The sequence below is a fragment of the Flavobacterium sp. genome, from assembly GCF_024710485.1.
GTDB lineage: Bacteria > Bacteroidota > Bacteroidia > Flavobacteriales > Flavobacteriaceae > Flavobacterium.
The window spans coordinates 1-25,371 of sequence record NZ_JANJUQ010000017.1 but is presented as its reverse complement, the minus strand read 5'-3'; the positions used below and the strand labels follow the sequence as shown (position 1 = coordinate 25,371).

Below are 25,371 nucleotides of genomic sequence, written 5' to 3'. Positions count from 1 at the left end.
CAATCACATCGAATTGAATTACAAGGCGAATCCATGAGAAAGAAAAAAGGAATTAACAAAGAGCAATTTTAGTATATTTGATTAACAAAATAACTCATGAAAAAAAGTAGTTTTTAATGAAAAGTTTAGGTGGTCATTTTGAATTGGAATCAGGTGGTCACTTTAAATTGGAATTAGGTGGTCAATATCACTGGAATTTGCACCCAGACCATAGAATTGATGACAAGAATTGCAATTATTTTCTAACCAAATGGTTTCACCTTGTATCGCTTTTTTGGAAAAATGCATTGTTCCATAGTCCTCTTTTGAAGTATAAATAATAAAATTATACGCTAAAAAAAGACTAACTAGCAGAGATAAAAAAACAAGTGTTTTTTGGATGTCACCATTACTATTTATTAGTTTTCAATATTGATTGTTGGCTTCAATATAACCTCACTTTTGATTGAATTTGAAATCAAACATGCTTTTTCAGATAATTCTAAAACACGTTGTGCTTTCTCTATTTTATTTAAGTCGGCTATTGTCAATATTGGTTTTACAATAATTTTGGTCATTAAGTATTTACCCTCTATTTTTTCAAGAATACCATCAGAACTACATTCAAATGAAATAAAATCTAATTTTGAATATTCAGAAATTGCCAAAAAAGTAGTCATAAAACAACTCAAGACAGAAGCCGTAAATAAGTGTTCAGGAGACCAAATGTTGGGCATTCCTTTGTCAAATTCAGGAGGAGTTGCAACTTCAATTGTTGTTGGTAATTCGGGAGCTGAGATAAGTCCTTTTCTGTCGCTTTCCCATTTTAAGTTTACATTATAAATGTGATTTTCCATTTTTTAAAATTTATTTGCAAAGTGCTATTTTTGGTTCTCTAATTTTATGATTTCAATCATGGTTTTATTTTTTATGAAATAATTATGATTAAATTGATAATGATTAAAATTGCTATTGTTGAGATTTTCCAAAAAGAATGCGCTTTTTTAAGCTCCATGAACTGAAATGCAACTAATAAAAACTTAACAGAAAATAGTGTTAGAATTAAGCATTTTTTTATGAAAGAATCTAAGGGAAGATTGACTATTAAAAAAGTAGCAAACGTCAACAATAGTAATAATCCGAAGGTATATGTTAGTTTCTTTTTCATAGTTAAAAAATTAGATATAAAACGGGAAAAAGCAGTAACCAAATCAAGTCGCACATATGCCAAAAAGCAGCTGAAGCTTCGACATCTTCAATAGCTTTAGTTTTTAAATTTCTGTTTAGCACAAATAAAATCACCAATCCGACAATAACATGAATGAGATGAAAACCCGTTAAAAGCCAGTAAAAGGTAAAGAATGTATTGGTATCTAAAACAAAACCAGATGCTATTTTTGTATAATATTCAATACTTTTAAGAAGAATAAAAAGCAAACCTCCAATCATTGCAATTTTGACCTGAAATGAAGCTTTATTGAAATTGTTTTCTTTAAAATTATGAACTGCATTTGCTACAAAAAAACCACTTGCAAGCAAGAAAATCGTATTAATAGTTCCAAAAGTTTTATTAAGATGTAAACTAGATTCGTGAAAAAGTTGTGGATTTTCTTTAGCACTAAAAACCAAAGCAACAAGAGCCATTCCAAAGGTTATTAGCTCTAGAAAAATGATAATCCAAAGTAAAATTCCTCCTGGCGGATAATAGAAATTTTTGTGATTTATTTTTATATCTTTTAGTTCCATTCTAGCAATCTTCTTTCTCCATTAATTTGTTTTATATCGGTTATGTCTTGTGACATTTCAACAACTCCTTTGTATTCTTTTTCTGAATTACGAACAGCAAAATAACGGATGTATATTAATCGATCTTTATAGTTTATCCAAAAAGAAGCTTCGTTTTGTTCTCCTTTTCTGAAAGCTTCTAAAATTTTTAAAACAGTATCAACACTTTTTGGTGGGTGACAAAAGCGAACTTCTCTTCCAATAATTCCAGCACTCCTTGGGAAAACTCTTTCTTCTCCTCTATTATAAAAAATCACCTTATCATTTTCATCTACATAGGTTAAATCAATAGGTAAAGTTTTAAAAAGTAAGTTTACTTGTTCAACAGTCATATACCCTTCATCATAATGTGCTGCTTTTTCATCAAAAACCACGTCAGTTCTTTTTTCAGTATCTTGTGATGGATGAATGTACTCAGGTTCGTTCGGAAAGTTTGGTGGAACATCGGCTAACATCCAACCGATTTCGTCTTCTCCTTTTCGCATTACTTTCCACTCATCATCAGATAAAATTTCTAAAGCATTTGGAAATAATACGGTTTCTTCCACTTCCAATAATCTATTTATGTTTTGTATTGCTAATTCGGTATTGTGTTTTGCAGAAATTAAATTTTTATTTTCAATGTTTTGTCTAACAATTCTAAATATTTGTCTAATAATATCATGAAAAGACCACATATTTTGTGAAGGACCAGTCCAACCTTTTTGCTCAAGAAAAGGAAATAACTGATTTTCTTTACGTTCAAAACGTTTTTCAATTGTTGCCAGTTGGTTGAATAAATTATAAAACCTCTGAAAGTCATTATTGATGTCAACTTGAATAAGGTTATCTGCAATAGATTGAATTAGAAGTGTTTCATCTAAATAATTTTGAATAGGATGTCCTTTTGCTAAATCCATATTTTGGAATTCTGTTGTCATTTTAATTCTGTTTTATTTTTTCATACAACTTTACCATTGATTGTAGTAATTCTGTTGGTGTTGTTAGAATTTGATAATGACTTTGCCCAAACATTTGAGGCAAATAATATTTGGCTTGTGCTTCTATTGCCAAAGCATAAGAATTGATATCTCTTTGATTTAATTCGCGTAAGGCTTGTTTTACGTCGTTAATTCCGTATTTGCCTTCATACTTATCATAGTCGTTTGGTTTACCATCAGAAATTAGAATAATCCATTTGTTTTTGGTTTTTCGAGTGTCTAATCTTGCACCTGCATGACGCAATGCAGCACCAATTCTTGTATAGCCTGATGGTTCAATAGCACCCACTTTGTTTTTGGTAATAGCCCAATTCTCATCAAAATCTTTTACTGTTAAGTAGGTCGAAAAATTACGTGTTTTGGAATAAAAACTATCAATGGAAAAATCAATGTTAAATTCGTTTAAAATTTCTCCAAACAAAATGGAAACTTGTTTTTCTACATCAATTACTCGATTTCCAGCTGCATAACTATCACTTGACAAACTAATGTCTAAGAGTAATAAAATGGATAAATCTTTTTCTTTTTTTCGATTGGAAAGATAGATTTTATCCGAAGGTGTTTTTTTAGAATGCACATCTACATACAAATCAGTAATAGCATCAATATCAAATTCTTCACCTTGAGTTTGACGTTTTTGCTGTTGCATTTTGTTGTTCAAATTGGTTAAAATTTTTCTTAAATTTAATAGTGTTGAATTGTTCCTTAAGATTGTGTTTTGATAGTAGTTGGAATCTGTTTTTTGTTGAATTTTTGGATATACTTTACAGAAATGTTCTTTGTATTTTCTTTTTTCAAAATCCCATTCGTCATAAGTTAAATGAAAACCATTGGAGTCAATTTCGGCACTTTCAGAGATGGAAGTGTTTTCAGTAAATTCCGCTTGATAAACAGAATGAGCAGTATCGTCAACACGAACAGTGAATTTCATATTAAGATCTTCAATAGCGTTTTCGTGTTTTTCTAAATCGTCGGAACCATCAAAATCACGCCAATTCCCGTTGAACTCTTCTGCAGTCTCTACTTTTTCAAAACTATGAAGCAATACATAATCTTCTTGCTGTTTTTTGTCAATTTCTATCGTAGTTATTTCTTCAACAGCTTTTGCTTGTATTGTTGTTGTAATTTGTTCTGAATTAGATTTTTTTACAAAATCAGAAAAATTTTCTAAAATAGTTTCAGTGCATTCTTTACTATCATTTTGCATCAACTTTCCATAGATCCAGGAATAATCGGTTGCGGTTTTTGGAGTTGTTTTAGCTTCAAAATGCGATTTTAAGTTTTGATAAATGATTTTAGAATTCGGATATTTTTGAAATAATAAAGTTAAGATTTCCGTTTTATTTTGTTCCGATAAGACTTCATCAATCGTTAAATTTATTTTCAATTCAGATTGAACACTCAGGAACAGTATTCTAAAAAAGTAAAAACCTAAATTAGCCTCTTTTGAAGCAAATTCATTAAAATAAATAGGAAGAAAAAAGTTGTTGTTTTTATAACCACCTTCTCGTTCAGCAGGAAAAAGTTCAATTGCTTTTCCAGTAATTGCTCTTGCTAAAATAGTTAAACGAGGTTTCACATCCTTTAAGAAAACAGCATTGCTATCTAAAAGAATTTTATTCTTGTTTCTTTTCTTGAAATATTTAGAAACGGTTCCAAAAAGTAGCTCGTCTAAATCCATATTTAGTTACTAAATCATCAAATCACACAAATCTTTCAATGATTGAACGGTTTGTAAATCATCAGTTAATGGTTCTACTATTGCAATGTGTGTTGAAAGTCTTTTAGGTAATCCGCTTTTGATTAGAGTTGCTGCATTTACTAAAAGACGTGTCGAAACGGTTTCGGTTAATCCAAGTTCGGTTAGGTTTCTTATTTTTGAACCTATCGCAACTAGTTTTTTAGCATTTTCAGCATCAATTCCAGTTTCGTTAATAAGGATTTCTATTTCTTGTTTGGCTTCAGGATAATTGAATGAAATTGCCGAGAAACGTTGTTTTGTTGAGGGTTTTAATTCTTTAAACCCACGCTGATAACCAGGATTGAAAGAGGCAACAAGCATAAAATCTTCATGTGCTTTTACCGTAATCCCTAATTTGTCAATAAACAACTCTCTACGATGGTCAGTAAGTGAGTGGATAGCAACAATAACATCTGGTCTCGCTTCGGCAATTTCATCTAAATAAATGATTGCTCCTTCTTTTACAGCTGTAGTCATTGGTCCATCAACCCAAATAGTTTCGGCTCCTTTTATAATATATCTTCCTATTAAGTCGGTTGATGAAGTTTCTTCATGGCAAGCTATTGTAATCAGTTTTTTATCCAATTTATGCGCCATATATTCAATAAAACGCGATTTTCCAGTTCCAGTTGGACCTTTTAAAAGCAATGGAATTTTATTAGAATAGGCATGTGAAAAAATTTCTTCTTCTTTTCCTATAGAAAAATAATATGGTATTAATGAAGCCATTTTTAGAGAATTATTGTGGTTTTGGTTCAGATTTGTAACTAAAAAGATTTGGGTTTATTTTTATAGATAGAAATGCCCAATTATTGCCTGCATTCTTATTTCCACCTTTTAAAACTTCCATTGATGTCGTTGCAAACATTTGGGAAAAACCTGCATCAATAGTTACATAGTCGTACATTTTGTATGCTAAAGTAAAGTCTAATTCGGTTCCTAAATGACTGTTTTGCTTTTCTCCAGCTTTATAAATTGTTGCAGCAGAAGCAAAGTAGTGCGGTGTTAGTTTAGCAGAAAATTTATTTTTTTCATATCCTAATGTTGCGTAAACATCGGTTAATCCAACAGAATTAGCGTGGTTTCCAACATAGAAATAATCCATATAACCATTAAACTTATGATTAGTTCCGTATAATGGATTAAACGATTTCACATCGGTTGAAGTATCATTTTGGTCTTTCCCAGAAAGTCTTTCAAAACCAATATTTGTGTTGAAATGTGTTGATGCTTTGTAATTAATATTTGCAGAAAAATAATTGGCATTTACAGTATTATCGGCTAATTTTCCTGTTTGTAAATAAGCTGCTCCATCGATATTTAAGTTTCCTTTTTTGTAAACCAATCGTGAACCTAATGTTTGACTATAATCCACTTTTTCTTCTGTCCCGACTAAATATGGCATTCCGTTGTTAAGCAACAAGGCACTTACCATAAATTGTTTAAAAACTCCGTTATACCAAACATATTGCAATGATTTGTATTGATTTAAGGCGTAGTTTTCTTCGAAGTTGGTTTCTTTGTTTGCATTATATGCTACACCAAAATGAATTTTATTTGAAGCGTTTGGTGTAAATTTTAATAAAAACGCATCATGACTTCTGGCTTGCATTGCCCAATCGACATTACCAAAAATTCTTGCATCATCATAATTAATTTCTTGACGCCCAACTTTAAAAGCAAATTTTTCATTCATTGTAATCTCTCCAAAAGCTTCATGAAACGAAGACCCAATATCATCTTTAGAATTTGTTAATACATCTCCCCATGTTCTAACATTTTGAGGAGAAACAACTAACTTTAAGTTTTTGAATGAATAATTAAAAATCAATCGGGTTCTTTGCGAAATAAATGAAGCTGCTCTTTCGGCATCAGGCTTTAATGTCCCGTATCCATTTCTGTTTTCAAATCTGGCGCGAAGGTCAGCATTTATGTCAAATTGTTGGGCTTTAGCTATTACTCCTAGCAATAAAGCAATTAAGATTAAGCACTTTTTCATTTCGTCATTCATTAACTGTTTCTATAATTTTATTTACGGTTTCTTTATTATTTACTCCTAAACCTTCTTGCTGATGAATTAATATACCTTCCTTATCAAAAACACTGATAATGTTGGAGTGTGAAAAATCCATTGGTGCAATTTGTTTATACTTCACTGCTAAAACATTGGCAAACTCTTGTACTGTTGTTTTTGTTCCTTGAAGAAATGTCCAATGTGGAGCATCCATAAAATTGGCTTTTGCAAAAGATTTTAATCTTTCAGGAGTATCAACTTCGGGATCAATGCTTACTAAAACAAAATTTATTTCTGAAAGTTTGTCTTTTGGCATCTTAGACTCAATATCTCGCATATCGGCAACTAATCTTGGGCAAGCTGCTTTGCAACTGGTGTATATCATTACCATTACGGTCACTTTCCCTTTAAAATCTTTTATTTCTATGGTTTTGTTATCTTGAGTTTTCCATTTGCTCGTTAAATTAAAAATAGATTCGTCAGAAATGGATTTATTGGTTGTTTCAGAATTGTTTTTACAGCTAAAAAGTAATATTGCTATAAAAAAGGGGATTATTTTTTTCATGGTTTTTTTGTATTTAAAGTATCTTTGACACATCTAAAACCTAAATTTTTTACTGCATAATTTGCTTTTATACTTCCTCGAAAAGCGTATCTAATGAATGCAGCATAATTCATTAAATCGGAAGCATTTAGTGAACCACTACCACAGAATAAGTTTTTGTCTGTAGTTACATCACTTCGAGATTCACCTGTTAATAATATGGAATTAAAATCAGAAGTCCATTCCCAAACTAAACCATGCAAATCATAAACACCATAATAGTTTTTGAAGGTTTTTCCAATTTCGTTATTAAATGTTTTAGGTTTTTCATACCAATCTAAAATGTATTGATTGTATTCTTCTATTTTTCTTGCATCGGCAACATTTTCATTGGCCATTGCTACAAATTCCCATTCATCAACAGTTGCTAATCTTTTGCCTTGACATTCGCAATAAGCGTTTGCTGCATACCATGAAACATTTGTAATAGGGCTATTTGGTTTTACACTTGAGGGTAAAATGGTGTCGTTCTTCCAATTATTTAGATAATTACCATCTGCAAAAAGTCTTTTTATTTGCGATTTTCTCCATCTTTTATTTTGCTTTACAAAGGCTAAAAAGTTTTCGCTTGAAACAGGATAGACATCAATAAGTAGATTATTTACCTCTACTTCTTTATTTTTTCCTCCGTAAAGAGGAATATATTTTCCTCCTTTTACAGAAACCATCGGTGTTTCTACTCCAAACGGTTTATCATTTGGAGTAGAAACTGATGGAATAGTTATACTTTCTAAAGTATTTATCTCTTTATCTTTCGAGCAAGAAATAAACACAATTACGACAAACAGAAAATATAACCTTTTCATGGAATTAACAATTTACTTTTTACTTCTAACTGCTTTAACCATAGCAGGAGTAACCTCTTTTTTAGAATTGCCCCAAGTGCTATAAACATAAGTTAATACATTTGCAACTTCATCATCGGTTAGCGTTTGAGCGGTCATAACACTGTTGTATTTTTTACCATTCACAACAACTTCGCCAGTTTTTCCTTTAAGTACAATCTCGATAGCTCTATTCACATCAGCATTTAAATAATCGGACTTAGCTAAAGGAGGAAATGCATTTGGCAAACCTTCACCAGTTGCTTGATGACATGCAAAACATGTTTTGGCATAAATTGATTTTCCATCTGCAATTCGTTCAACAAGTGTTACTGCTTTAGGAGCTTTTGCACCTGTCTCATTTGGCATGGTTTGAATGGTGCTTCCTTCAGGATGGTAAACTTCATCCGATTGAGTTCCTGAATAGATCGTTTTGTTTTCGTCTCCACTAACATTTATTAAACCTAAACTACCTTTGTTAAAAGTTCTAAAAATAGAATGGTCTACTATCACTAATGATCCAGGAACATCAACTTTAAAATCAACAATTGCAGCTCCACCAGCAGGAACAAGCGTTGTTTGTACATCATGATTTACAAGCGAACCACCTTCCACATGAACATTGTCAAAAATTTCTCCAATAACATGGAATGAAGAAACTAAGTTAGGACCACCATTTCCAACAAACAAGCGGATAGTTTCACCCACTTTTGCAGTAAGAGCGTTATCGCCTGTTAATGCACCCGTTTTTCCATTAAATACTACATAATCAGGTTCTTCTTTAACGGCTTTTGCCATGTCAAAAGGTTGTAGTCCTTTTTCTCCGTTAGCTCCTTTAGTATAAAAATCACCTTGCATAACATAGTATTCTTTATCAACAGGAGGCAAACCTCCTTCGGGTTCAACCAAGATAAGTCCATACATTCCATTAGCAATGTGCATACCTACAGGTGCAGTTGCACAATGGTAAACATACAATCCTTGATTCAATACCTTAAAAGAAAAGGTTACTTCATGACCAGGAGCAACAAATGAGGATTTTGCACCACCACCAGGACCAGTTACAGCATGTAAATCAATGTTGTGAGGTAGTTTATTATCGGGGTGGTTTTTTAAATGAAATTCAACTTCATCACCTATTCGAGTTCTAATAAAACTTCCAGGAACTGTTCCTCCAAATGTCCAATAGACATACTTAACACCATCAGCCATTTCTCCTTCTTTCTCAATAATTTCCATATTGACTATTAGTTTTTTGGCTGGTCTATCTCCAACTGGTTTTGGTACAAATGGCGGAGCTGTTAATTCGGCATTCATACTTCCTTCAACTTTTATTTGTGATGCATCTACTTTTTTGTATTCATCATTTTGTTTGCATCCGATAAATGCTACTGAAGCAAAAATCAGAGTAAATATTTTTTTCATTTCTTTTAATTTTAATTATTTTCTATTTCTAAAGCTTCATCTGTGGGTTTGCCATATTTAATAAAATCATATATAAATAGACTTATGCCAACTGTAAACATTGTTGCGCAAATAAGTAACACAACAAAGTGAATTTCAGTTTCTTTTTGAACCTCCATAAACTCCATTTTTAGTTTGCGCTCCATATATACTTGAGCAACACCAGCAACACCAAACGCAACAGTCATTCCAAGTATTCCAATATTTGACAGCCAAAATGCTGCATTTCCATGTACGCTATTGTAGCGTTTTCTGCCTGTTAGGTTTGGCAAAGCATAACTAATAATAGCTAATACAATCATGGCATAAGCACCCCAAAAAGCATAGTGACCATGCATTGCAGTTACTAATGTTCCGTGTGTGTATAAATTTGTTTGTGGTAATGTATGAGCAAATCCTAATAATCCTGCACCAATAAAAGATACAATTGCTGAACCAATAGTCCAGAATAATGCAATTTTGTTTGGGTGACTTTTTTCGCCTTTTCTATACATATTTACAGCAAATAATGCCATTGCAAGGAAAGCCAGTGGTTCAAGAGCAGAGAAAATTCCACCTACAATTAACCAAATTTTGTTTACTCCAATATAATAGTAGTGATGCCCAGTTCCTAGAACACCTGATAGGAAAGTTAAACCAATGATTACATACAACCATTTTTCAATAACTTCTCTGTCAACTCCCGTTAGTTTTATTAATAAATAGGATAAAATACCACCCATTATTAATTCCCAAACACCTTCAACCCATAGGTGAACAACCCACCAACGGAAGAATGAATCCATTACTTGGCTATCAAACCAAATCATTCCAGGCAAGTATAGCAATGCTGCAAATAATAACCCCATTGATAAAACCAAGGCAGTTGTTGTTTTGCGTTTTCCTTTGAATAGAGTTCCTAAAATAAGTCCTAAAAACAATAATACATTTACAACAACTAGAAAGTCTAATTCTCTAGGAATTTCAAGAAATTTTCTTCCTTCCCAATGGTTCAAATGAAAACCAATAATAGCTATAACTCCAACAACAGCAAGAGAAATAAGTTGAACATAAGCCCATTTTACACTTATCAATTCTCTTTGCGCTTCTTCAGGAATAATATAATATGCTGCTCCCATGAATCCTGTTAACAACCAAACTACTAATAAGTTGGTGTGTACTGCTCTTGCTGTATTAAATGGAATTATGTCATGCAGACCTTGCAATCCAATTCTATCAAAGCCCATGATAAAGCCGTATATTATTTGTAATGAAAACAATAACATGCATAAGGCAAAAAACCAATAGGCTATTTTTTGTGATTTATATTTCATTTTTGTTAGTTTTATTGTTTGTCTTTCGCTAATGGTGAAACTACCCTATCAAATCCATTCAAATCGATTTTTCCAATCCATTTAAAATATGTAATTACTGCATCTGCTTCTTCATCGGTCATTGCATAAGCAACCATTTTTCTACCTCTAGGTTGCCAAGGTTCTTTAGACATTAGAACTGCTTTTACATAAGCATCTCCTCTTCGGTCTATAACTTTTGTTAATTCAGGGGCATAATAAGCTCCTTCTCCAAGAATAGTATGACAACCCATGCAATTGTTGGATTCCCAAATTTCCTTGCCTCTTACAACTTGTGCATCAATTTTGCCATAGTTGGTTTGGTCATTTTTTGGCATGAACGAGTAGATAGTTAGCCCAATGAAGACTAAAAATGTAACTAATGTTCCTCCTAGAAAAAATGCCCTTGCTTGTGATTTTGATAGCATAAATTTTAGTTTTAGTTAATTAATTCTAATAAAGAACAATATTATCCTTTATTAATTTTTAACAAAATTCCGAACAGATGTTCTTATAAAACATGATAAAAATCATAATTGTTAAATAAAAGATAATTGCGTCTGAAATTGAAATGATTTTATATTTTTGAAGAAAAAAGATGTTTTCGAAGAGTTGTGAATATGCCATCAGAGCAACAATTTTTATTGCAACACATTGTTGTAAAGAAGGAAAAGTAGGGTTGAAAGAAATTGCTAATGAAATAGATTCTCCTACTGCTTTTACCGCAAAAATTTTACAAGCATTAGTTAAAAACAATATTATAAAGTCAAGTAAAGGTGTTGGAGGAGGATTTATGATTTTAAAAGATGATCTAAAAAACATTAACCTTTCAGACATTGTAATGGCAATAGATGGTGATTCTGTTTTTTTAAGATGCGGATTAGGTTTAAGTAATTGCTCGGAAGATCACCCATGTCCAGTTCATGAAAAATTTAAGTTTGTAAAAAAAGATTTAATTTACATGTTAGAGCATACAACTCTTGAAGAACTATCCTTGGGTATAAAAAAAGGTCAAACTTTTTTGAAATATTAAAATATTTTAAAAACGTAAAACCTCTGTCATAATACCAAAACGGATTGTATTGATTTGGTGTTGAAAATAAATGTTATAGTAATCCATACCGTGATAGAATTGAACATAGAATCCAATATCTTCTAAAAATTTTGGATGATAATAAACAATTAAACTTGTATTAAGTCGGTCTATATTAAAAGTATCCCAATTATTCATATTATCAAGCATCAAAGTAGTTTCAGCTTTTACAGAAAAGTTTGCTCTTTGTTCTTTGTTTTTTATTAGATTACTTTTCATAGGAAGCTTGTAGGCTAAAAAGGTATTGTGCCATCGAAGTCCACTATATTGACCTTGAAGTTCTTCTAACATCCATTTTTTTGGATGAATTTCAATAGAGCTTTTAATAAATTTGAAGGCATTGAGTTGGTTACTGTAAGATGATTTTAAAAATCCAAGTTCTATATAATTTGTTGCAAAATTTCCGGATTGTAAATTGATATCTCCATTTTCGGTATAGAAATTTCCGTTTTGACCATTCGAATGATGTGCAATTTTACCAAAAAGTGTTAATTTATTGGCTGATTCTTTATGACCTGTTAGAAAATAAAATGCTATTTGAGGAATATAACTGGGTGTTTTTACTGGATATGAATATTCATCAAACATTCTTATAATGATTTGAGAGGTAAGTACTGCCATTAATCTTGAATCTTTACGTTCTCGAATTTTAAAATTAGGACTAACATTTGCTTCAAATAGTAAGGGTTCTAAATTTCCAATATCAAAAGGAAATGTAACATAACTTTCTCCTTGGTTAACTTGTGCTATTTTATCTAAACTAAGTGAAACTATTGAATCTGTTTTAGTTTGTGCCGATGAAATAGATGTTATTAAAATAATAGAAATCAAAACTATTTTATTTTTCATGTTTTCATTTATTTGTTGAATTCAAGATTTCTAAAAGTTTGAATTCAATACTTATAAATAATTTGATTTAAGCTAAGTTTCTAATTTGATTTTTTATAACTCCAAACCGCCATGCCGTTTACAAATACTGCAAATCCGGTAACAATTAATAGGTTTGGTAATACTTCAAAAAATCCGGATCCTTTTAGTAGAACCATTCTTATGAACTCTACAAAGTATCGAATAGGGTTTAACAATGTTAAGCTTTGTGCCCATTTTGGCATACTTTCGATAGGTGTAAATAAACCACTCATTAATATGAAAATCACCATAAAGAACCACGCAATAAACATAGCTTGTTGTTGGGTTTCGGTATGATTAGATATGTATAGTCCGAATCCTAAAATTAACAGCAAATACACTGATGTAAAACCATAAACAAGGAAAATATTACCTAGCATGGGAACATTAAAAACAACTTTAGCTATAAGTAAGCCAACAGTCAAAATCACTAAGCCAAGTACCCAAAATGGAAATAATTTTCCAACTATAAACTGATATTTTTTTATTGGTGTTACATTAATTTGCTCCAATGTACCTAACTCTTTTTCTCTAACTATATTCATTGATGACAGAAATAAAGTAAGCATAGTAACCAATAAAACCAAGATACCTGGGACCATAAAGGTTTTGTAGTTTAAGGTTTTGTTGTACCAAAAAGACGGTATAACTATAATATTTTGAGGTATTTCTTTGTTACCTGTAAAATAGTTGGACTGCATTTGAATATTTTGATTGTATGTATTTATAATTTGTGTTACATATACATTTTCAACACCTGCTGTTGCAGCATCTATAGCATTAATACTTACTGAAATACTTGTTTTTTGGTCTTTTTGAAGGTCACGATTGAAGTGAATTGGAATATTTACAATAATATCGGTTTTTCCTTTTTGCATTTCTTGGATAGCTTCTTTTTCAGAAAAATAGGGTTCTGTAACTTTAAAATAGGTTGAGGATTTAAACGAATTTATTAAATCTCTTGATTCCCGACTTTGGTCATTGTCGACAAAAGTAATTGCAACGTTTTTAACATCGAATGTAGCTGCATTTGACAAAATTAATAATTGCAAAATGGGCAAAATAAATATCAGTTGTAGCATACTTTTATCTCTAAAAATTTGCTTGAATTCTTTTTGTATGATGAATAATATTGTTTTCATTGTTTGATTTTTAGCCCTGATTGCAGTAGAAATCCTTTTCTTTTTAAAATAGAAAAGATTGGAGCGGAAAGCAGGAAATAGCTCCTAAAAATTATTCTAATCTAATTTTATATTTTTTGATACTTAATGTTATAAAAAACACGGTCATTCCAATTAATATAAGGGTTTCTTTCCATATATATTGAATTCCGACTCCCTTGAGCATAATGGCTTTTACAATAATAATGAACCATTTTGCAGGTATGATGTTACTGATTATTTGCATGGGTAAAGGCATACTATTTATAGGAAATATAAATCCTGATAGAATAATTACTGGTAGCATCAAACCCATTAATGATAACATCATTGCGGTTTGTTGAGAATTAGAAACGGTAGAAATTAATATCCCCAATGAAAGAGCAGAAATGATAAATAATATACTTTCAAAAGCTAACAAAAAGATGCTTCCATTTATAGGCATTTTGAACACAAAATAGCCTAATGTTAATATTACGATTGCATTGATAATGGAAAGAAAAATATAAGGAAATACTTTTCCAATAATTACTTGAAATGGTTTTAATGGAGAAACTAAAAGAATTTCCATAGTGCCTAATTCTTTTTCTCGTGTGATAGAAATAGAGGTCATCATAGCTGAAACAAGCATTAGAATAACGGTCATTACACCTGGAACAAAATTAAAAACACTTTTGAGTTCAGGATTATAAAACATTCTCGATTGTACTTCAACCTTTACCAGATTACTATTGGATTGTTTTTTTTGCGATTGATAATTTTGTATAATTGCTGAGGTATAATTTGCAATTGTGTTGGCAACATTAGGTTCGGTCGCATCGGTAATTGCTTGAACTACTGCTACTTTTTTGGTTTCGAGATTTTTACTAAAATTTGGTTCGAAAATAAGAACTGCCTTGATTTTTCCTTTTTTAAATTCTGATTCTATGTCGCTTTCTTTTTCAATTTGGTTTTCAACATTAAAATAGGGTGATGCTTTTATTTTATAGATAATTTTTTGTGTTTCTATATCATTTGATTGGTCTAAAATGGCAATGTCAACATTGTTAATTTCATTTGTTATGGCAAAACCAAACAATAAAATTTGGGCAATCGGCATACCAAACAGAATAAACAAAGAACGTTTATCTCTGAAAATATGGTAGAATTCTTTTTTTACAAATCCGATAAATCTTTTCATTTGTTTTTTGTTTCTAGTTTAAGTTTCAAGTGTTGTAGTGATTTATTATTCTATATTCCTTGCTAATTTTAAAAAAACATCATTCATAGAATCTACTTTGAATTGTTGTTTTAAATTTTTTGGGGTGTCTAAAGCTTCAATAGAGCCGTCAACCATAATAGAAACACGGTCACAATATTCTGCTTCATCCATGTAATGTGTGGTTACAAAAATGGTAGTACCTTTATAAGCTTGTGTATAAATCATTTCCCAAAATTGTCTTCGGGTTATTGGGTCAACGCCTCCTGTTGGCTCATCGAGAAAAACAATTTTTGGTTCGTGCAGTAATGCAACTGAAAACGACAATTTTTGTTTCCAACCCAATGGTAACGAACCTACTAAATTATTGGCTACTTCTTGAAGTTCTAATTCTTCTATTAATTGTGCGATTTTTTGTTTGATTTGTATTCTTGATAATCCATAAATTCCACCAAAAAAAGTAATGTTTTCTTTAATAGTTAAATCATCATACATTGAGAACTTTTGGCTCATATAACCAATACTTTTTTTTACCATATCGGCTTGTGAGTGAACATCAAAACCTGCAACATTGGCTTCACCTGAAGTAGGATTTGAAATTCCAATCAACATTTTCATAGCTGTTGTTTTTCCTGCTCCATTGGCTCCTAAAAAACCAAAAATTTCTCCTTTATAAACATCAAATGAAATGCCTTTTACAGCAGTAAAATGGCCAAACTCTTTTGTTAAATTTTTTACAGATATTATTTTTTCTCTTTCCATTTTTTTGTTTATAAGTCCATGAAAACATCTTCAATGGTTATTGTAGCAGGTTTAATAATTATATCCGTATGATTTTTATTTTTCAAATAGGTTTGTAAATCGTTTGGATTGAAAGTTGCATTTTTATCTATGTAATGTACAAACTCCCCAAAAGCATAAACACTGTATTGATTAGGATAATTTTTTAAATCGTGAATCAATCCGTGTGTGTTTTTTGCTTGTACATCATAAATTACTTTTTCGTAGTTGTTAATGATATTTTGAGGTGTATCTATTTTTAAAATTTTGCCTTTTTGAATTAATGCAATTCTATCACAAAGAGAAGCTTCATCCATATAAGGTGTTGAAACTAATATTGTAATGCCTTTTTGTTGCAATCTTTTTAGCATTATCCAAAATTCTTTTCGAGAAACGGGATCAACTCCTGTAGTTGGTTCGTCAAGAAATAATACTTTTGGAGCATGAATTAACGCACAACATAATGCTAATTTTTGTTTCATTCCGCCCGAAAGAGCACCTGCTCTTCTGTTTTTGAATGGTTCAATTTGAATGTATATGTCTTTAATTAAATCATAATTTTCCTCAATTGTGGTTCCGAAAATAGTGGCAAAAAAATGTAAGTTTTCTTCAACAGTTAAATCTTGATATAGCGAGAATTTTCCTGGCATATAGCCAACAGAGTTTCTGATTTCTTTGAGTTGTTTGACTACATCATATCCAGCGACTTCTGCACTTCCTTCATTAGCAACTAAAAGCGTAGTTAGTATTCTGAAAATAGTTGTTTTCCCTGCACCATCAGGTCCAATTAAACCAAATAATTCTCCATCATTTACATTAAAAGTAATGTTTTCGACTGCTTTTAAATTTTTGTAATATTTTGAAATGTTGTTTACAGCAATACTCATTATTTCATCAATAAGAAATTACTTTCATCAAATGCTTTTACAGCGTGTTTTACATTTTCTTCAATCATTACATAAGTGCCTGAATTGAGATTAACGACTGTTCCTTTATCATCAGTAAAAACAGCATTTCCTGAAATGCAAACTAACAATGCAGGTATTTTTGAAACGTGCTCTTTAAGTGTTTCACCTTTTGCTATTTGCAATGAAATTACTTTAGCGTCTTTTGGTTCAAATAATAATTGTGTTTGAACTGGTTTATTTTCGGTATGTAAGTTTTTTAAAATCATTTGAAATATTGATTAAATGTTAGGAACGAATTTTGAATTTCTGTAAACTGATTTGCTGATTTTTCTTTAGAAAACGAATCGACTAACTCTATATATGGAACTAACCATTTGTGAAGTTCGTCATGAGCTTGTCCTTTCATGGTACAATTTGATGTTAGTAAATCAATATTTGTCTTTAATTTATCGGCTAACAATGAATAATTTGTGCTTTTTTCTTGGTCAAAATGTATTATGTCTTTTTCCATATTACGAATGTGTAGCATCATATTATCATCTACCTTCCATTTTTCACCATTGTTTAATTGAATTGTTTCGCTTTCAGAATGTTGGTGTTCTTCAGTTTTAATTTCAGTAGCTTTTTCTTCTTTCGATTTCGTATTACAAGAGAAAAGAAGTAAACTAAATGTAGCTAAAAGGGCAATTTTTATTTTTAACATGTTCTATAATTTTTTAATTAATATTTAATCCACATTTCTGCTGGCATTCCGATTTTTAGACTACCGTCATTTTTTACTTTTACCTTTACGGCATAAACAAGATTTACTCGTTCTTCTTTTGTTTGAATAATTTTAGGAGTAAACTCTGCTGAAGATGCAATCCATGAAATGGTTCCTTGATATGATTTCATATCTTTTTCAGCATCAATTTTTACCGATACATTTTGTCCAACTTTTATTTTTGACAACTGTGTTTCGCTTACATAGATTCGCAAAGTCATTTCAGAAATATCAGCTATCTTGTATAGTGGTTTTCCAAATGCTGTTATTTCGCCTGGTTCTGCATACTTAGTCAAAACAGTTCCATTAATAGGATTAATAATTTTACTTTTTGCTATTTGGTCATTGATTTTAGCAATTTGTACATCTATCGATTTTAAGTCATTTAAAATAGGTGCGTTTTGAGTTCCGACACTTTTTATTTGCTCTTCGATAACTTTTACCTTTCCTTCAATTTCATCTACTTGTCGTTTAGTTGCAGCATTTTCAGCATACATATTACGGATTCGGTTTTTCTCTAATTTAGCTGTTTTTAATTGTTCATTTAAGACGCTTTTTTGTGATATTATATTTGCGGATTTTGACGATATGGTGCTTTTAGAGGCAATTAATTGTTGTTTCGCAAAATGTAATTGTAATGTATCAACTAATCCTACTTGTAATTGAGATTTTAATTCATCTCCTTCTTCGACTTTTAAAAACTCTATTTTACCGTTAGCTTCTGAAGAAATAGTTATTTCAGTTGCTTCAAAATTCCCATAACCATCAGCTTTGTCGTTATTTTTGTTACAAGAAATTAACCCTATTGTTGCTAAAATTATTATGCTTATTTTTTTCATTTTTTTAAATTTTTCGGGTACTATTTTATTTTCCTTTAATTATTTCGTAATTTGATTTAGCAGCTGCTAATTGAACTTCATGTGTTTTCAAAATATTTTTTGCTTCAAATAAATTGGTTAATTCTATAAGATATTCAGACGATGTTATCACACCATTTTTTAATTGAGCATCTGAGGATTTAATAACTTTTTCACGTATTTGAATTATTTCGGTATCAGAAAGCAACAGTTGTTCTAATTTTTTAATTTCAAAATCTTGCTCTTCTAATTGTATTTTGTTATTTAATTCAAATGTTTCTTTCTCAGATGTCACTATTTCTTTAGATATATCCAATGCTTTTTTATCTGTTTTGGTTTTGCCCCAATCAAAAATATTCCAATTCGCTTTTAGGCCGACAACATAAAATGTTTGAAAAGAATTGTCTAACATGTTTAATCCGGGATTACCATAACCCGCTTGACCAAAAGCATTTATTTTTGGAAGATTTGATTTAGATAGTACACTTTTCGAGAACTCTAATTGCTGATTTTGTAAATCATAAAATGCAATTTCAGGTCTTGTTATATTAGTGCTATTTGAATATGAAACTGGTTGTATTAAAGTTGTTTCGGTATCAATATCTGAAAAAGTTAATTCTGAAAGGTTATTTAATAATTTGATGTTTTCAAATTTAATTTCTGTTAATTGTTGGTTTATTTTAATAATTTCTGCTTCTAAAACCTGTTCTGATGATGGAAGAATTGCTCCAAATTTGACTCCCGATTTCACTTCCTTAACTTTGGAAGTTAATAACTCTTTTTTTGAAGATAGTAATGCTTTTTTTTCTTGAAGTAATAAAACAGAAAAGAAATATTGATTGATTCGAGTTTTTATTTGATATAAACTAACTTCTATTATTTGTTGTTGTGTTTTGGTTTGTGCCTCTTTTAATTTAGTATTTGCATCAATTATTCCACCATTGTATACTAATTGATTTATATCTAAAGTTGCTCTATATTGATCTTTATTTAAAGATTGAACTCCTGGTAGTGAAGCAGGTAATCCTATCACTTCAGATTGATAAGTTGCTTGTGCATTTACATCGATTTTTGGTAATTTTCCTTTGCTTAATGCTTCAATTTCATAACTTGATTTTTGTTGTATTAATCCTGTTTGTTTTGATAAAGGATAATTTTTTGTAGCTAATGAGTAACAATCTTCCAAGGTTAAAGTCTGTTGTGCATTTGCATACATTGATATAAACAATACTATCAGTATGATTAACTTAGTTTTCATAATTTATATTTTTATTGAATTAATGATAAACTCAGCCACTTCCGTTTTTCTATTTTCTAGTATTTTATTGTAGCTTTCTTTATCCACATTAACAAGCGCCATTAATAGCGGTTCTCCGATAAAAGGAAAAATATTTAAAGAGATAATATTGATAAATAACTGTTCAGCTTCAATTGGTTTAATAATTCCTTGATTTATAGCATCACTTACTTGAAGTTTAAATTTTTCAATGGAAGGAAAATTTTTTTCAGAGCGAAGCTTTTGAACAAATTCTGGGTTTTTATTTAATTCTTGTATTACAAAATTTGGTAAATAGGGATGTTTGATTACAAACGAAACATAATTTTCAGTGAACTTTCGTATTTTTTCAAATAAGTCACTATCATCATTTAGCACTTTATTTAATTGTGGTGCTAAAAGCGAAAAAGCACTTTTGAAAACAGCTTCAAATAATAATTGTTTGCTTCTATAATAATAATGCAATAATGCTTTATTAATTTTTGCTTTATCTGCTATTTCTTGCATTCTTGCACCTGCCATTCCTTTTTGCTGAAAGATTTCTTTTGCAGCTATTAATATTTCAGTTTCAGTATTTTCAGTTTTAATTTTATCCATATTGTTTAATTATATAGTTTAACTATTTGGTTAACAAAATTACTAAAATAAAGTTACTAAAATGGTGTTTATGCTTTTTTTAACAAATAATAAATTCTTAATAGCTTTAAATAGCATTGATTACTAGAAATGTTTAGCTTGTGACTGAAGATTTTTTCAATATATTATTGTCTAAAATTGAAAATTTATCTTTTAAAATCTTCATATCATCACTAACTTTTCTATCTAAAACTTTAGCATAATGTTGTGTAGTTCTTAAATTTTTATGCCCAAGCATTTTGCTCACGCTTTCAATTGGAACGCCATTGGTAAGTGTCACAGTAGTAGCAAAAGTATGTCGAGCAATGTGGAATGTTAGTTCATTTTCAATTTCACAAACTCCTGCAATTTCTTTTAGATAAGCATTCATTTTTTGGTTGGATAGGATAGGTAGTAGTTTATTTTCATTCAAACATTGTGGATGATTTTCGTATTTATCGATTATCATTTGAGTAACTGGAAGGATTGGAATTTTGGAAGCACTTTCTGTTTTCTGCCTGTGCGTGAATATCCATTTCTCTCCATCAATACCGTAGCTTATATGTGACTTTGTTAGGTTTTTGACATCTATGTATGCTAAACCTGTAAAGCAGCTAAAAAGGAAGATATCACGAACTAGTGAAAGCCTTTCAGTTTTGAAATCTTTTTCTATTATTGATTGGATTTCAGCTTCAGTAAGATAAACTCTTTCAACTTCCTTAACTTTTGATTTGTAGTTAGCAAATGGATTTTTATCAAGCCAGTCATTGGCCAAACAAAGCTTGATAATTTTACTGAAATTCTTGATGTATTTTACTGCTGTATTGTTAGAGCAGTTTCTAACGCTTCGTAAATAAAATTCATAGTCGGTAACAAACGCATGATTTATTTTAGAAATCTCAATATCGGATATATTATATTTCCATTCCAGAAATTCAATAGTATGTTTCAAAGAAGTAGTATAACGCTCTAATGTTCCCGGTGCATATTCTTTACCCACTAATTCTTTTATTTTATTATTATGATCTTGAAAGATTGGAACTAGCATACGCTGTTTTTCATCAGAACCAAAAAGCAATTCTTTAAAATTTTCAATACTTAGATTTTGATTTTTATGGATTAACTCCATTTGGATATCCAATACTCTAGATTTAATTACATCAAGATAACTGTAAATCGTCAGCAAAAAGTGGACTGATTTAGGCAAAAACTAAGAGAGTGTTTTCATAATCCTTAAATTTGAATTATCATGAAAACACCAAAGAAAAAAACAGCAGAGAATTTTATCAAAGACATTCGCAGAAACACCCGAAGAATCTTTTCATCGGAACAGAAAATCCAAATGTAATGGAAGCTTTAAGGGCAGAGATGTCTGTCGCTGAATTATGTAGAAAGTATTCCATCAATGAATCTCAGTTTTACAAATGGAACAAAGAGTTTTTAGAAGCCGGGAAAAAGCGTTTAGCAGGTGATACCACAAGAGAAGCTACCAGTGATGAAGTAGCAGAACTCCGAAAAGAAAATCAGCGTTTAAAAGAAATGGTTGCCGATTTGGTATTGCGTTACGATATCGTAAAAAAAAGCTTGGACATGCTGGATTAACTGAAAAGTTCAAAAAATATATGCGACTTACAGTATCCGAAAAACAAGAAATCATTCACATGGTTACACGTTCTGAGATTGGCGTTAATCGAACACTTCGTGAGATTGGAATCAACAAAAGTACTTTTTACAATGTATATCTTCAAATAAAATTGAACTATTGCTAAGAGAGTATTTAGTTAGTAATTAATAGATAAATATTTATTTTTAAGGCATATAAACTATATAATCACAATCAAAAAGGTAGTATCTCACTAACTGTGTTAAACTATTCAAAAACAGCTATCAAAACAGCTATCAAAACAGCTAATAATCGATAATTCCCAATCATCACCAACTAACACTATTGACAACTAGTTTTAATCAGTGAAAATCGGTTCTCAATGATTTTTACTGATTTTTTTTGTGATGTACTAATCTAGTTCCCTCCTTTTATTTTCTTGGTGATGCTGATAAATTCCATAGGTTATGATACCAATGGTAATCGAAGCTAAAACACCTATTATAACATAAGTCGCAATTCTTCTGTTTTCTATTTTTTCTGGTGTTGGAATCTGTCCTAATTCATAGGCTAAAACATCAGGGGACAACATTAATTGTCTTGGGGTAAGGGTATCGCTTTTCATTTTTCTACTGAGTATATTAATACATGGTTGGTCTTTGGATCTAGACAAAAGGCTATATCTTTTATAACGTAATAAGGCATATTAGGACTAAACCTTTTATCAATGTTTTTCTGCGGTAGATATTTTGGGTTAAATCCAAATTTCAGTAGTTTATCTAAATCTTCTTTAAGAATACCTGCGTCTACATACATTTTTAGTATTCTATAATTATTGACTAACCCTTTTTTCTGAATATCAAATTCTTTATTGTTTTCTAATCTTCTTAAATACCCATGATGATTTCTACAATAGTCATTACAATACTTCTTTTTTGAAGATTTGTAATCCGGAATATCGTCACCACAATCAGGATTTTGACAAATTTTTATTGGCTTTTTCATATTTTTGTATTTTTATACAAATATATTATTTTATTTTTATTACATTTGACAGATATATTAAAATTAACATGAAACTAAATCAATTCTTCCCTTTTCTCTTAGAAAAAAAAATACTACTCTCCGAGATTGAATTACACCCAAGGACACACATAGCTTGGAAAGAAGAAGGTATTACATTTTATGACGAAAGAAAAGATACTTTTCAAGATAAAGCTGAAAAAAGAAAATGGGTCTATTTAGATGTATTTGAAGCATTATGGCTGTTAATTGTTGTAGAACTTAGAAAATTTAATCTGGATTTAAAAACCATAAAAAAACTTAGGGAGTTCATAAAAGAGCAACCGGATTTTAAAAAAGCGCTTGAAAAAATATCTGAAGAGGATTTTCAAAATAGAATATTAAGCAATTTACCAAAAGAAATGCTGGAAAGTATTGGTGGCAATACATCTAGAGAGAACATTATAAAATCTTTAGAAAGCAATATTTATCAAGATACATTTTGCACAAATCTTGGAATAATGATTTATGGTGCTCTAATTACAAAAACTTCTCCTTCAATTGTTATTAAAATAAACCCAGAAACTGAAGAATTTGAATTCATAATTGCCCTCAATAATAGCACAGAAGATAATTTAAAAGAAGAGTTATACGAATTCTACACTCGCACATGTTCCGAATCAACTTTTATCAATTTGCCGATAGTTCCAATTATTGGCAAATTATTCGAAAATGAGAAAGTTTTTAACCATTGTTTTGATTATGGATTTTTTAATACTCAAGAGAAACAATTGTTAGAAGCTGTCCGAAATAAAGAATGTGAAGAGATCAAAATTATCAAACATAAAAGTGGAGATTACACAGTTAACTTCTCTGATGCTAAAGAAATAACTGGTGAAGAAGCTAGAAAGCTCAGAAGAACATTAGGATTAAAAATGTACGATCGAGTTGAAGTAATCTATAGAAATGAAAACCATTTGGTGATAAAAAACACAAATAAAACAATAGTAAAAAAAGAACAATAATGTCCTAAGAATCCCTTAGCACTTAACTACCTAAAAGCATAAAACAAGTACATCTTACTTCTTTTGGCTGATTGAGGTAACAATGGAACTTGAAAAAGCCAAACAAATTTTAAAACAAGCAAAAGCAAAACAATACACCGATGATGAAATTAAAGAAATACTAAAATTTTTAACCGTTTTAGCCAAAATTTCAATCGATAATCTATTAAAAACAAATAAAGATGGATAATGTAATTCTGTATGTAAGAGTTTCGACAGATGAACAAGCTGGTCGAGGTTACTCTCTTCGTGACCAAGAACAAAAATTATTGGCGTATTGCCAAACTAATAATTTAAATGTTTTGGCCATCTATAGAGAAGACTATTCAGCTAAAACATTCAAAAGACCGGAATTCAAAAAGCTTTTAGAGTTTTGCAAAAAGAACAAAAAAAGTGTTAACCAAGTCATCTTTATCAAATGGGATAGGTTCTCTCGTAATACGGCAGAATCTTATCAAATGATTGCCACTTTTAACTCACTTGCAATTCGGGTGAATGCCATAGAACAACCGCTTGATTTAACTATTCCTGAACAAGGGTTAATGCTTGCTGTGTATCTTTCTATACCAGAAGTTGAAAATCACCGTCGTTCATTAAATGTCACTTCTGGGATGAGAAGAGCCCTCAAAGAAGGACGATATGTGGGAAATGCTCCTCTAGGGTATGATAACGGGAGAGACAGTACTAAAAAACCTTTATTAATTCCAAACAAAGATGCTGTTTTAATTCAAGAAGCCTTTGAACTTATGGCAACCGGAATATACAATCAAAAAGAAGTGCTAACAAAACTCAAAGCAAAGGGATTGAAAAGCAGCAAAACTCCTTTTTCTAATTTATTAAAGAATCCGATTTATTACGGTGGAATTTTTATAAAAGCATACAAAGACGAAAAGGAAACCATTATTAGTGGATTACACGAGCCACTTATTACAAAAGCATTATTTGATAAAGTTCAGGATGTATTAAATAACAAAAGGCAAAAGCACCATACCAAACATAAAAAACTAAATGATAAATTTCCGCTAAAAGGGTTTTTACTTTGTCCCGTTTGCAATAATCCATTAACCGCCAGTACATCAAAAGGAAGAACAAAACATTACTCCTATTATCACTGTATAAGCCCTTGTAATGGAAGATATGCTCTTGAAGAGGTCAGTAATTGGTTTAATGATTATCTGGATAGTATTTCACTTAATGGTCCTATAAAAAAGCTATTTGAAGAAGTAGTGAAAGAGCAACTCTCAAATTCTGCTGAATCAACTAAAATTGGACCAAAGCATTTTGAAAACATAAAAAAAATAGAACAGAAATTAGAACGCCTACAGGATATGTTTGTGGATGGTGAAATAGATAAAAGTGATTATCAAACCACCAAAATAAGATATGAAAATATAATAGCTGAATTGAAAGAAAAAGAAAAT

At 30.6% G+C, this 25,371-nt stretch carries 31 protein-coding genes; 6 read left to right on the top strand and 25 right to left on the bottom strand.

The features are described 5' to 3' along the window. Positions 1-398: 398 nt before the first annotated feature. The 12 genes from Q0M21_RS03740 to Q0M21_RS03690 all read right to left on the bottom strand — a co-directional run bounded on the left by Q0M21_RS03740 (position 399) and on the right by Q0M21_RS03690 (position 11,150). On the bottom strand, positions 399-836 hold the full coding sequence (locus tag Q0M21_RS03740) for an OsmC family protein (RefSeq protein WP_295334858.1): 438 nt from the start codon (positions 834-836) through the stop codon (positions 399-401). A gap of 71 nt (positions 837-907) precedes the next feature. Then, complete coding sequence (locus Q0M21_RS12345) at positions 908-1,147, bottom strand: cytochrome C oxidase subunit IV family protein (RefSeq protein WP_353889067.1); 240 nt, start codon at positions 1,145-1,147, stop codon at positions 908-910. A 2-nt stretch (positions 1,148-1,149) separates the two neighbouring features. Continuing rightward, the gene (locus tag Q0M21_RS03735; RefSeq protein ID WP_295334856.1) at positions 1,150-1,725 is read right to left on the bottom strand and encodes a cytochrome c oxidase subunit 3; all 576 of its coding nucleotides are present in this window, start codon (positions 1,723-1,725) and stop codon (positions 1,150-1,152) included. After that, positions 1,716-2,684 carry a PAS domain-containing protein gene (locus Q0M21_RS03730; RefSeq protein ID WP_295334854.1) on the bottom strand — a complete coding sequence of 323 codons (969 nt, stop codon included), beginning with the start codon at positions 2,682-2,684 and terminating at the stop codon, positions 1,716-1,718. The genes Q0M21_RS03735 and Q0M21_RS03730 overlap by 10 nt, the downstream gene beginning before the upstream one ends. A gap of 1 nt (position 2,685) precedes the next feature. Next, positions 2,686-4,425: a VWA domain-containing protein gene (locus Q0M21_RS03725; protein WP_295334853.1), complete on the bottom strand. Its 1,740-nt coding sequence runs from the start codon at positions 4,423-4,425 to the stop codon at positions 2,686-2,688. A gap of 9 nt (positions 4,426-4,434) precedes the next feature. Next, the gene (locus Q0M21_RS03720) at positions 4,435-5,214 is read right to left on the bottom strand and encodes a CbbQ/NirQ/NorQ/GpvN family protein (protein ID WP_295334852.1); all 780 of its coding nucleotides are present in this window, start codon (positions 5,212-5,214) and stop codon (positions 4,435-4,437) included. Positions 5,215-5,224: 10 nt separating this feature from the next. After that, on the bottom strand, positions 5,225-6,496 hold the full coding sequence (locus Q0M21_RS03715; protein WP_295334850.1) for an alginate export family protein: 1,272 nt from the start codon (positions 6,494-6,496) through the stop codon (positions 5,225-5,227). Beyond that, on the bottom strand, positions 6,489-7,064 hold the full coding sequence (locus Q0M21_RS03710; protein ID WP_295334847.1) for an SCO family protein: 576 nt from the start codon (positions 7,062-7,064) through the stop codon (positions 6,489-6,491). The genes Q0M21_RS03715 and Q0M21_RS03710 overlap by 8 nt, the downstream gene beginning before the upstream one ends. Next, positions 7,061-7,771 (bottom strand): formylglycine-generating enzyme family protein, encoded by a 711-nt coding sequence (locus Q0M21_RS03705; protein WP_295334860.1) that lies wholly within the window; start codon positions 7,769-7,771, stop codon positions 7,061-7,063. The genes Q0M21_RS03710 and Q0M21_RS03705 overlap by 4 nt, the downstream gene beginning before the upstream one ends. 150 nt (positions 7,772-7,921) lie before the next feature. Next, positions 7,922-9,352 (bottom strand): copper-containing nitrite reductase, encoded by a 1,431-nt coding sequence (gene nirK, locus Q0M21_RS03700; protein WP_295334846.1) that lies wholly within the window; start codon positions 9,350-9,352, stop codon positions 7,922-7,924. A gap of 11 nt (positions 9,353-9,363) precedes the next feature. Beyond that, entirely contained in the window at positions 9,364-10,704 is a 1,341-nt protein-coding gene (locus tag Q0M21_RS03695; protein ID WP_295334845.1) for a cbb3-type cytochrome c oxidase subunit I, read from the bottom strand. Positions 10,705-10,715: 11 nt separating this feature from the next. Further along, positions 10,716-11,150, bottom strand: a complete 435-nt coding sequence (locus Q0M21_RS03690) for a cytochrome c (protein WP_295334843.1) — start codon at positions 11,148-11,150, stop codon at positions 10,716-10,718. Between the two features lie 170 nt (positions 11,151-11,320). Between Q0M21_RS03690 and Q0M21_RS03685 the strand changes: the two genes are divergently transcribed. Further along, positions 11,321-11,755 (top strand): Rrf2 family transcriptional regulator, encoded by a 435-nt coding sequence (locus Q0M21_RS03685; protein ID WP_295334841.1) that lies wholly within the window; start codon positions 11,321-11,323, stop codon positions 11,753-11,755. 6 nt (positions 11,756-11,761) lie between these two features. Here Q0M21_RS03685 and Q0M21_RS03680 read toward each other — a convergent pair whose 3' ends face one another. The 11 genes from Q0M21_RS03680 to Q0M21_RS03630 all read right to left on the bottom strand — a co-directional run bounded on the left by Q0M21_RS03680 (position 11,762) and on the right by Q0M21_RS03630 (position 21,467). Then, a complete protein-coding gene (locus tag Q0M21_RS03680) occupies positions 11,762-12,664 on the bottom strand; it encodes a hypothetical protein (protein ID WP_295334840.1) in 903 nt (300 codons plus the stop codon). An 80-nt stretch (positions 12,665-12,744) separates the two neighbouring features. Next, positions 12,745-13,866 (bottom strand): ABC transporter permease, encoded by a 1,122-nt coding sequence (locus Q0M21_RS03675; protein ID WP_295334839.1) that lies wholly within the window; start codon positions 13,864-13,866, stop codon positions 12,745-12,747. Positions 13,867-13,957: 91 nt separating this feature from the next. Next, complete coding sequence (locus Q0M21_RS03670; RefSeq protein WP_295334838.1) at positions 13,958-15,064, bottom strand: ABC transporter permease; 1,107 nt, start codon at positions 15,062-15,064, stop codon at positions 13,958-13,960. 45 nt (positions 15,065-15,109) lie between these two features. After that, the gene (locus tag Q0M21_RS03665) at positions 15,110-15,844 is read right to left on the bottom strand and encodes an ABC transporter ATP-binding protein (RefSeq protein WP_112112173.1); all 735 of its coding nucleotides are present in this window, start codon (positions 15,842-15,844) and stop codon (positions 15,110-15,112) included. Between the two features lie 8 nt (positions 15,845-15,852). Then, positions 15,853-16,749, bottom strand: coding sequence for an ABC transporter ATP-binding protein (locus Q0M21_RS03660; protein WP_295334836.1), 897 nt, complete (start codon positions 16,747-16,749; stop codon positions 15,853-15,855). Next, a complete protein-coding gene (locus Q0M21_RS03655) occupies positions 16,749-17,036 on the bottom strand; it encodes a hypothetical protein (RefSeq protein WP_295334834.1) in 288 nt (95 codons plus the stop codon). The genes Q0M21_RS03660 and Q0M21_RS03655 overlap by 1 nt, the downstream gene beginning before the upstream one ends. Beyond that, on the bottom strand, positions 17,033-17,473 hold the full coding sequence (locus Q0M21_RS03650; RefSeq protein WP_169522441.1) for a hypothetical protein: 441 nt from the start codon (positions 17,471-17,473) through the stop codon (positions 17,033-17,035). Before Q0M21_RS03650 ends, Q0M21_RS03655 begins: the two co-directional genes overlap by 4 nt. A 17-nt stretch (positions 17,474-17,490) precedes the next feature. After that, on the bottom strand, positions 17,491-18,372 hold the full coding sequence (locus Q0M21_RS03645) for an HlyD family efflux transporter periplasmic adaptor subunit (RefSeq protein ID WP_295334831.1): 882 nt from the start codon (positions 18,370-18,372) through the stop codon (positions 17,491-17,493). A 25-nt stretch (positions 18,373-18,397) separates the two neighbouring features. Then, positions 18,398-19,648, bottom strand: coding sequence for a TolC family protein (locus tag Q0M21_RS03640; protein ID WP_295334830.1), 1,251 nt, complete (start codon positions 19,646-19,648; stop codon positions 18,398-18,400). Positions 19,649-19,651: 3 nt separating this feature from the next. Next, complete coding sequence (locus Q0M21_RS03635) at positions 19,652-20,263, bottom strand: TetR/AcrR family transcriptional regulator (protein WP_231843189.1); 612 nt, start codon at positions 20,261-20,263, stop codon at positions 19,652-19,654. Positions 20,264-20,396: 133 nt separating this feature from the next. After that, entirely contained in the window at positions 20,397-21,467 is a 1,071-nt protein-coding gene (locus Q0M21_RS03630) for a site-specific integrase (protein ID WP_295334828.1), read from the bottom strand. A gap of 161 nt (positions 21,468-21,628) precedes the next feature. Between Q0M21_RS03630 and Q0M21_RS03625 the strand changes: the two genes are divergently transcribed. Beyond that, positions 21,629-21,883 carry a transposase gene (locus Q0M21_RS03625; RefSeq protein ID WP_295334826.1) on the top strand — a complete coding sequence of 85 codons (255 nt, stop codon included), beginning with the start codon at positions 21,629-21,631 and terminating at the stop codon, positions 21,881-21,883. A 20-nt stretch (positions 21,884-21,903) separates the two neighbouring features. Further along, on the top strand, positions 21,904-22,050 hold the full coding sequence (locus Q0M21_RS03620) for a hypothetical protein (RefSeq protein ID WP_295334825.1): 147 nt from the start codon (positions 21,904-21,906) through the stop codon (positions 22,048-22,050). Positions 22,051-22,296: 246 nt separating this feature from the next. Here Q0M21_RS03620 and Q0M21_RS03615 read toward each other — a convergent pair whose 3' ends face one another. Continuing rightward, on the bottom strand, positions 22,297-22,509 hold the full coding sequence (locus tag Q0M21_RS03615; protein ID WP_295334824.1) for a hypothetical protein: 213 nt from the start codon (positions 22,507-22,509) through the stop codon (positions 22,297-22,299). Next, complete coding sequence (locus Q0M21_RS03610; protein ID WP_295334823.1) at positions 22,506-22,889, bottom strand: hypothetical protein; 384 nt, start codon at positions 22,887-22,889, stop codon at positions 22,506-22,508. The genes Q0M21_RS03615 and Q0M21_RS03610 overlap by 4 nt, the downstream gene beginning before the upstream one ends. Positions 22,890-22,957: 68 nt before the next feature. Here Q0M21_RS03610 and Q0M21_RS03605 point away from each other — a divergent pair, with 68 nt between their 5' ends. The 3 genes from Q0M21_RS03605 to Q0M21_RS03595 all read left to right on the top strand — a co-directional run. Continuing rightward, positions 22,958-23,911 (top strand): hypothetical protein, encoded by a 954-nt coding sequence (locus Q0M21_RS03605; RefSeq protein WP_295334821.1) that lies wholly within the window; start codon positions 22,958-22,960, stop codon positions 23,909-23,911. Between the two features lie 82 nt (positions 23,912-23,993). Further along, positions 23,994-24,140: a hypothetical protein gene (locus tag Q0M21_RS03600; RefSeq protein ID WP_295334819.1), complete on the top strand. Its 147-nt coding sequence runs from the start codon at positions 23,994-23,996 to the stop codon at positions 24,138-24,140. Next, positions 24,133-25,371: recombinase family protein (locus Q0M21_RS03595; protein WP_295334817.1), on the top strand; the 1,239-nt coding region annotated here is incomplete at its 3' end. The genes Q0M21_RS03600 and Q0M21_RS03595, both read left to right, overlap by 8 nt.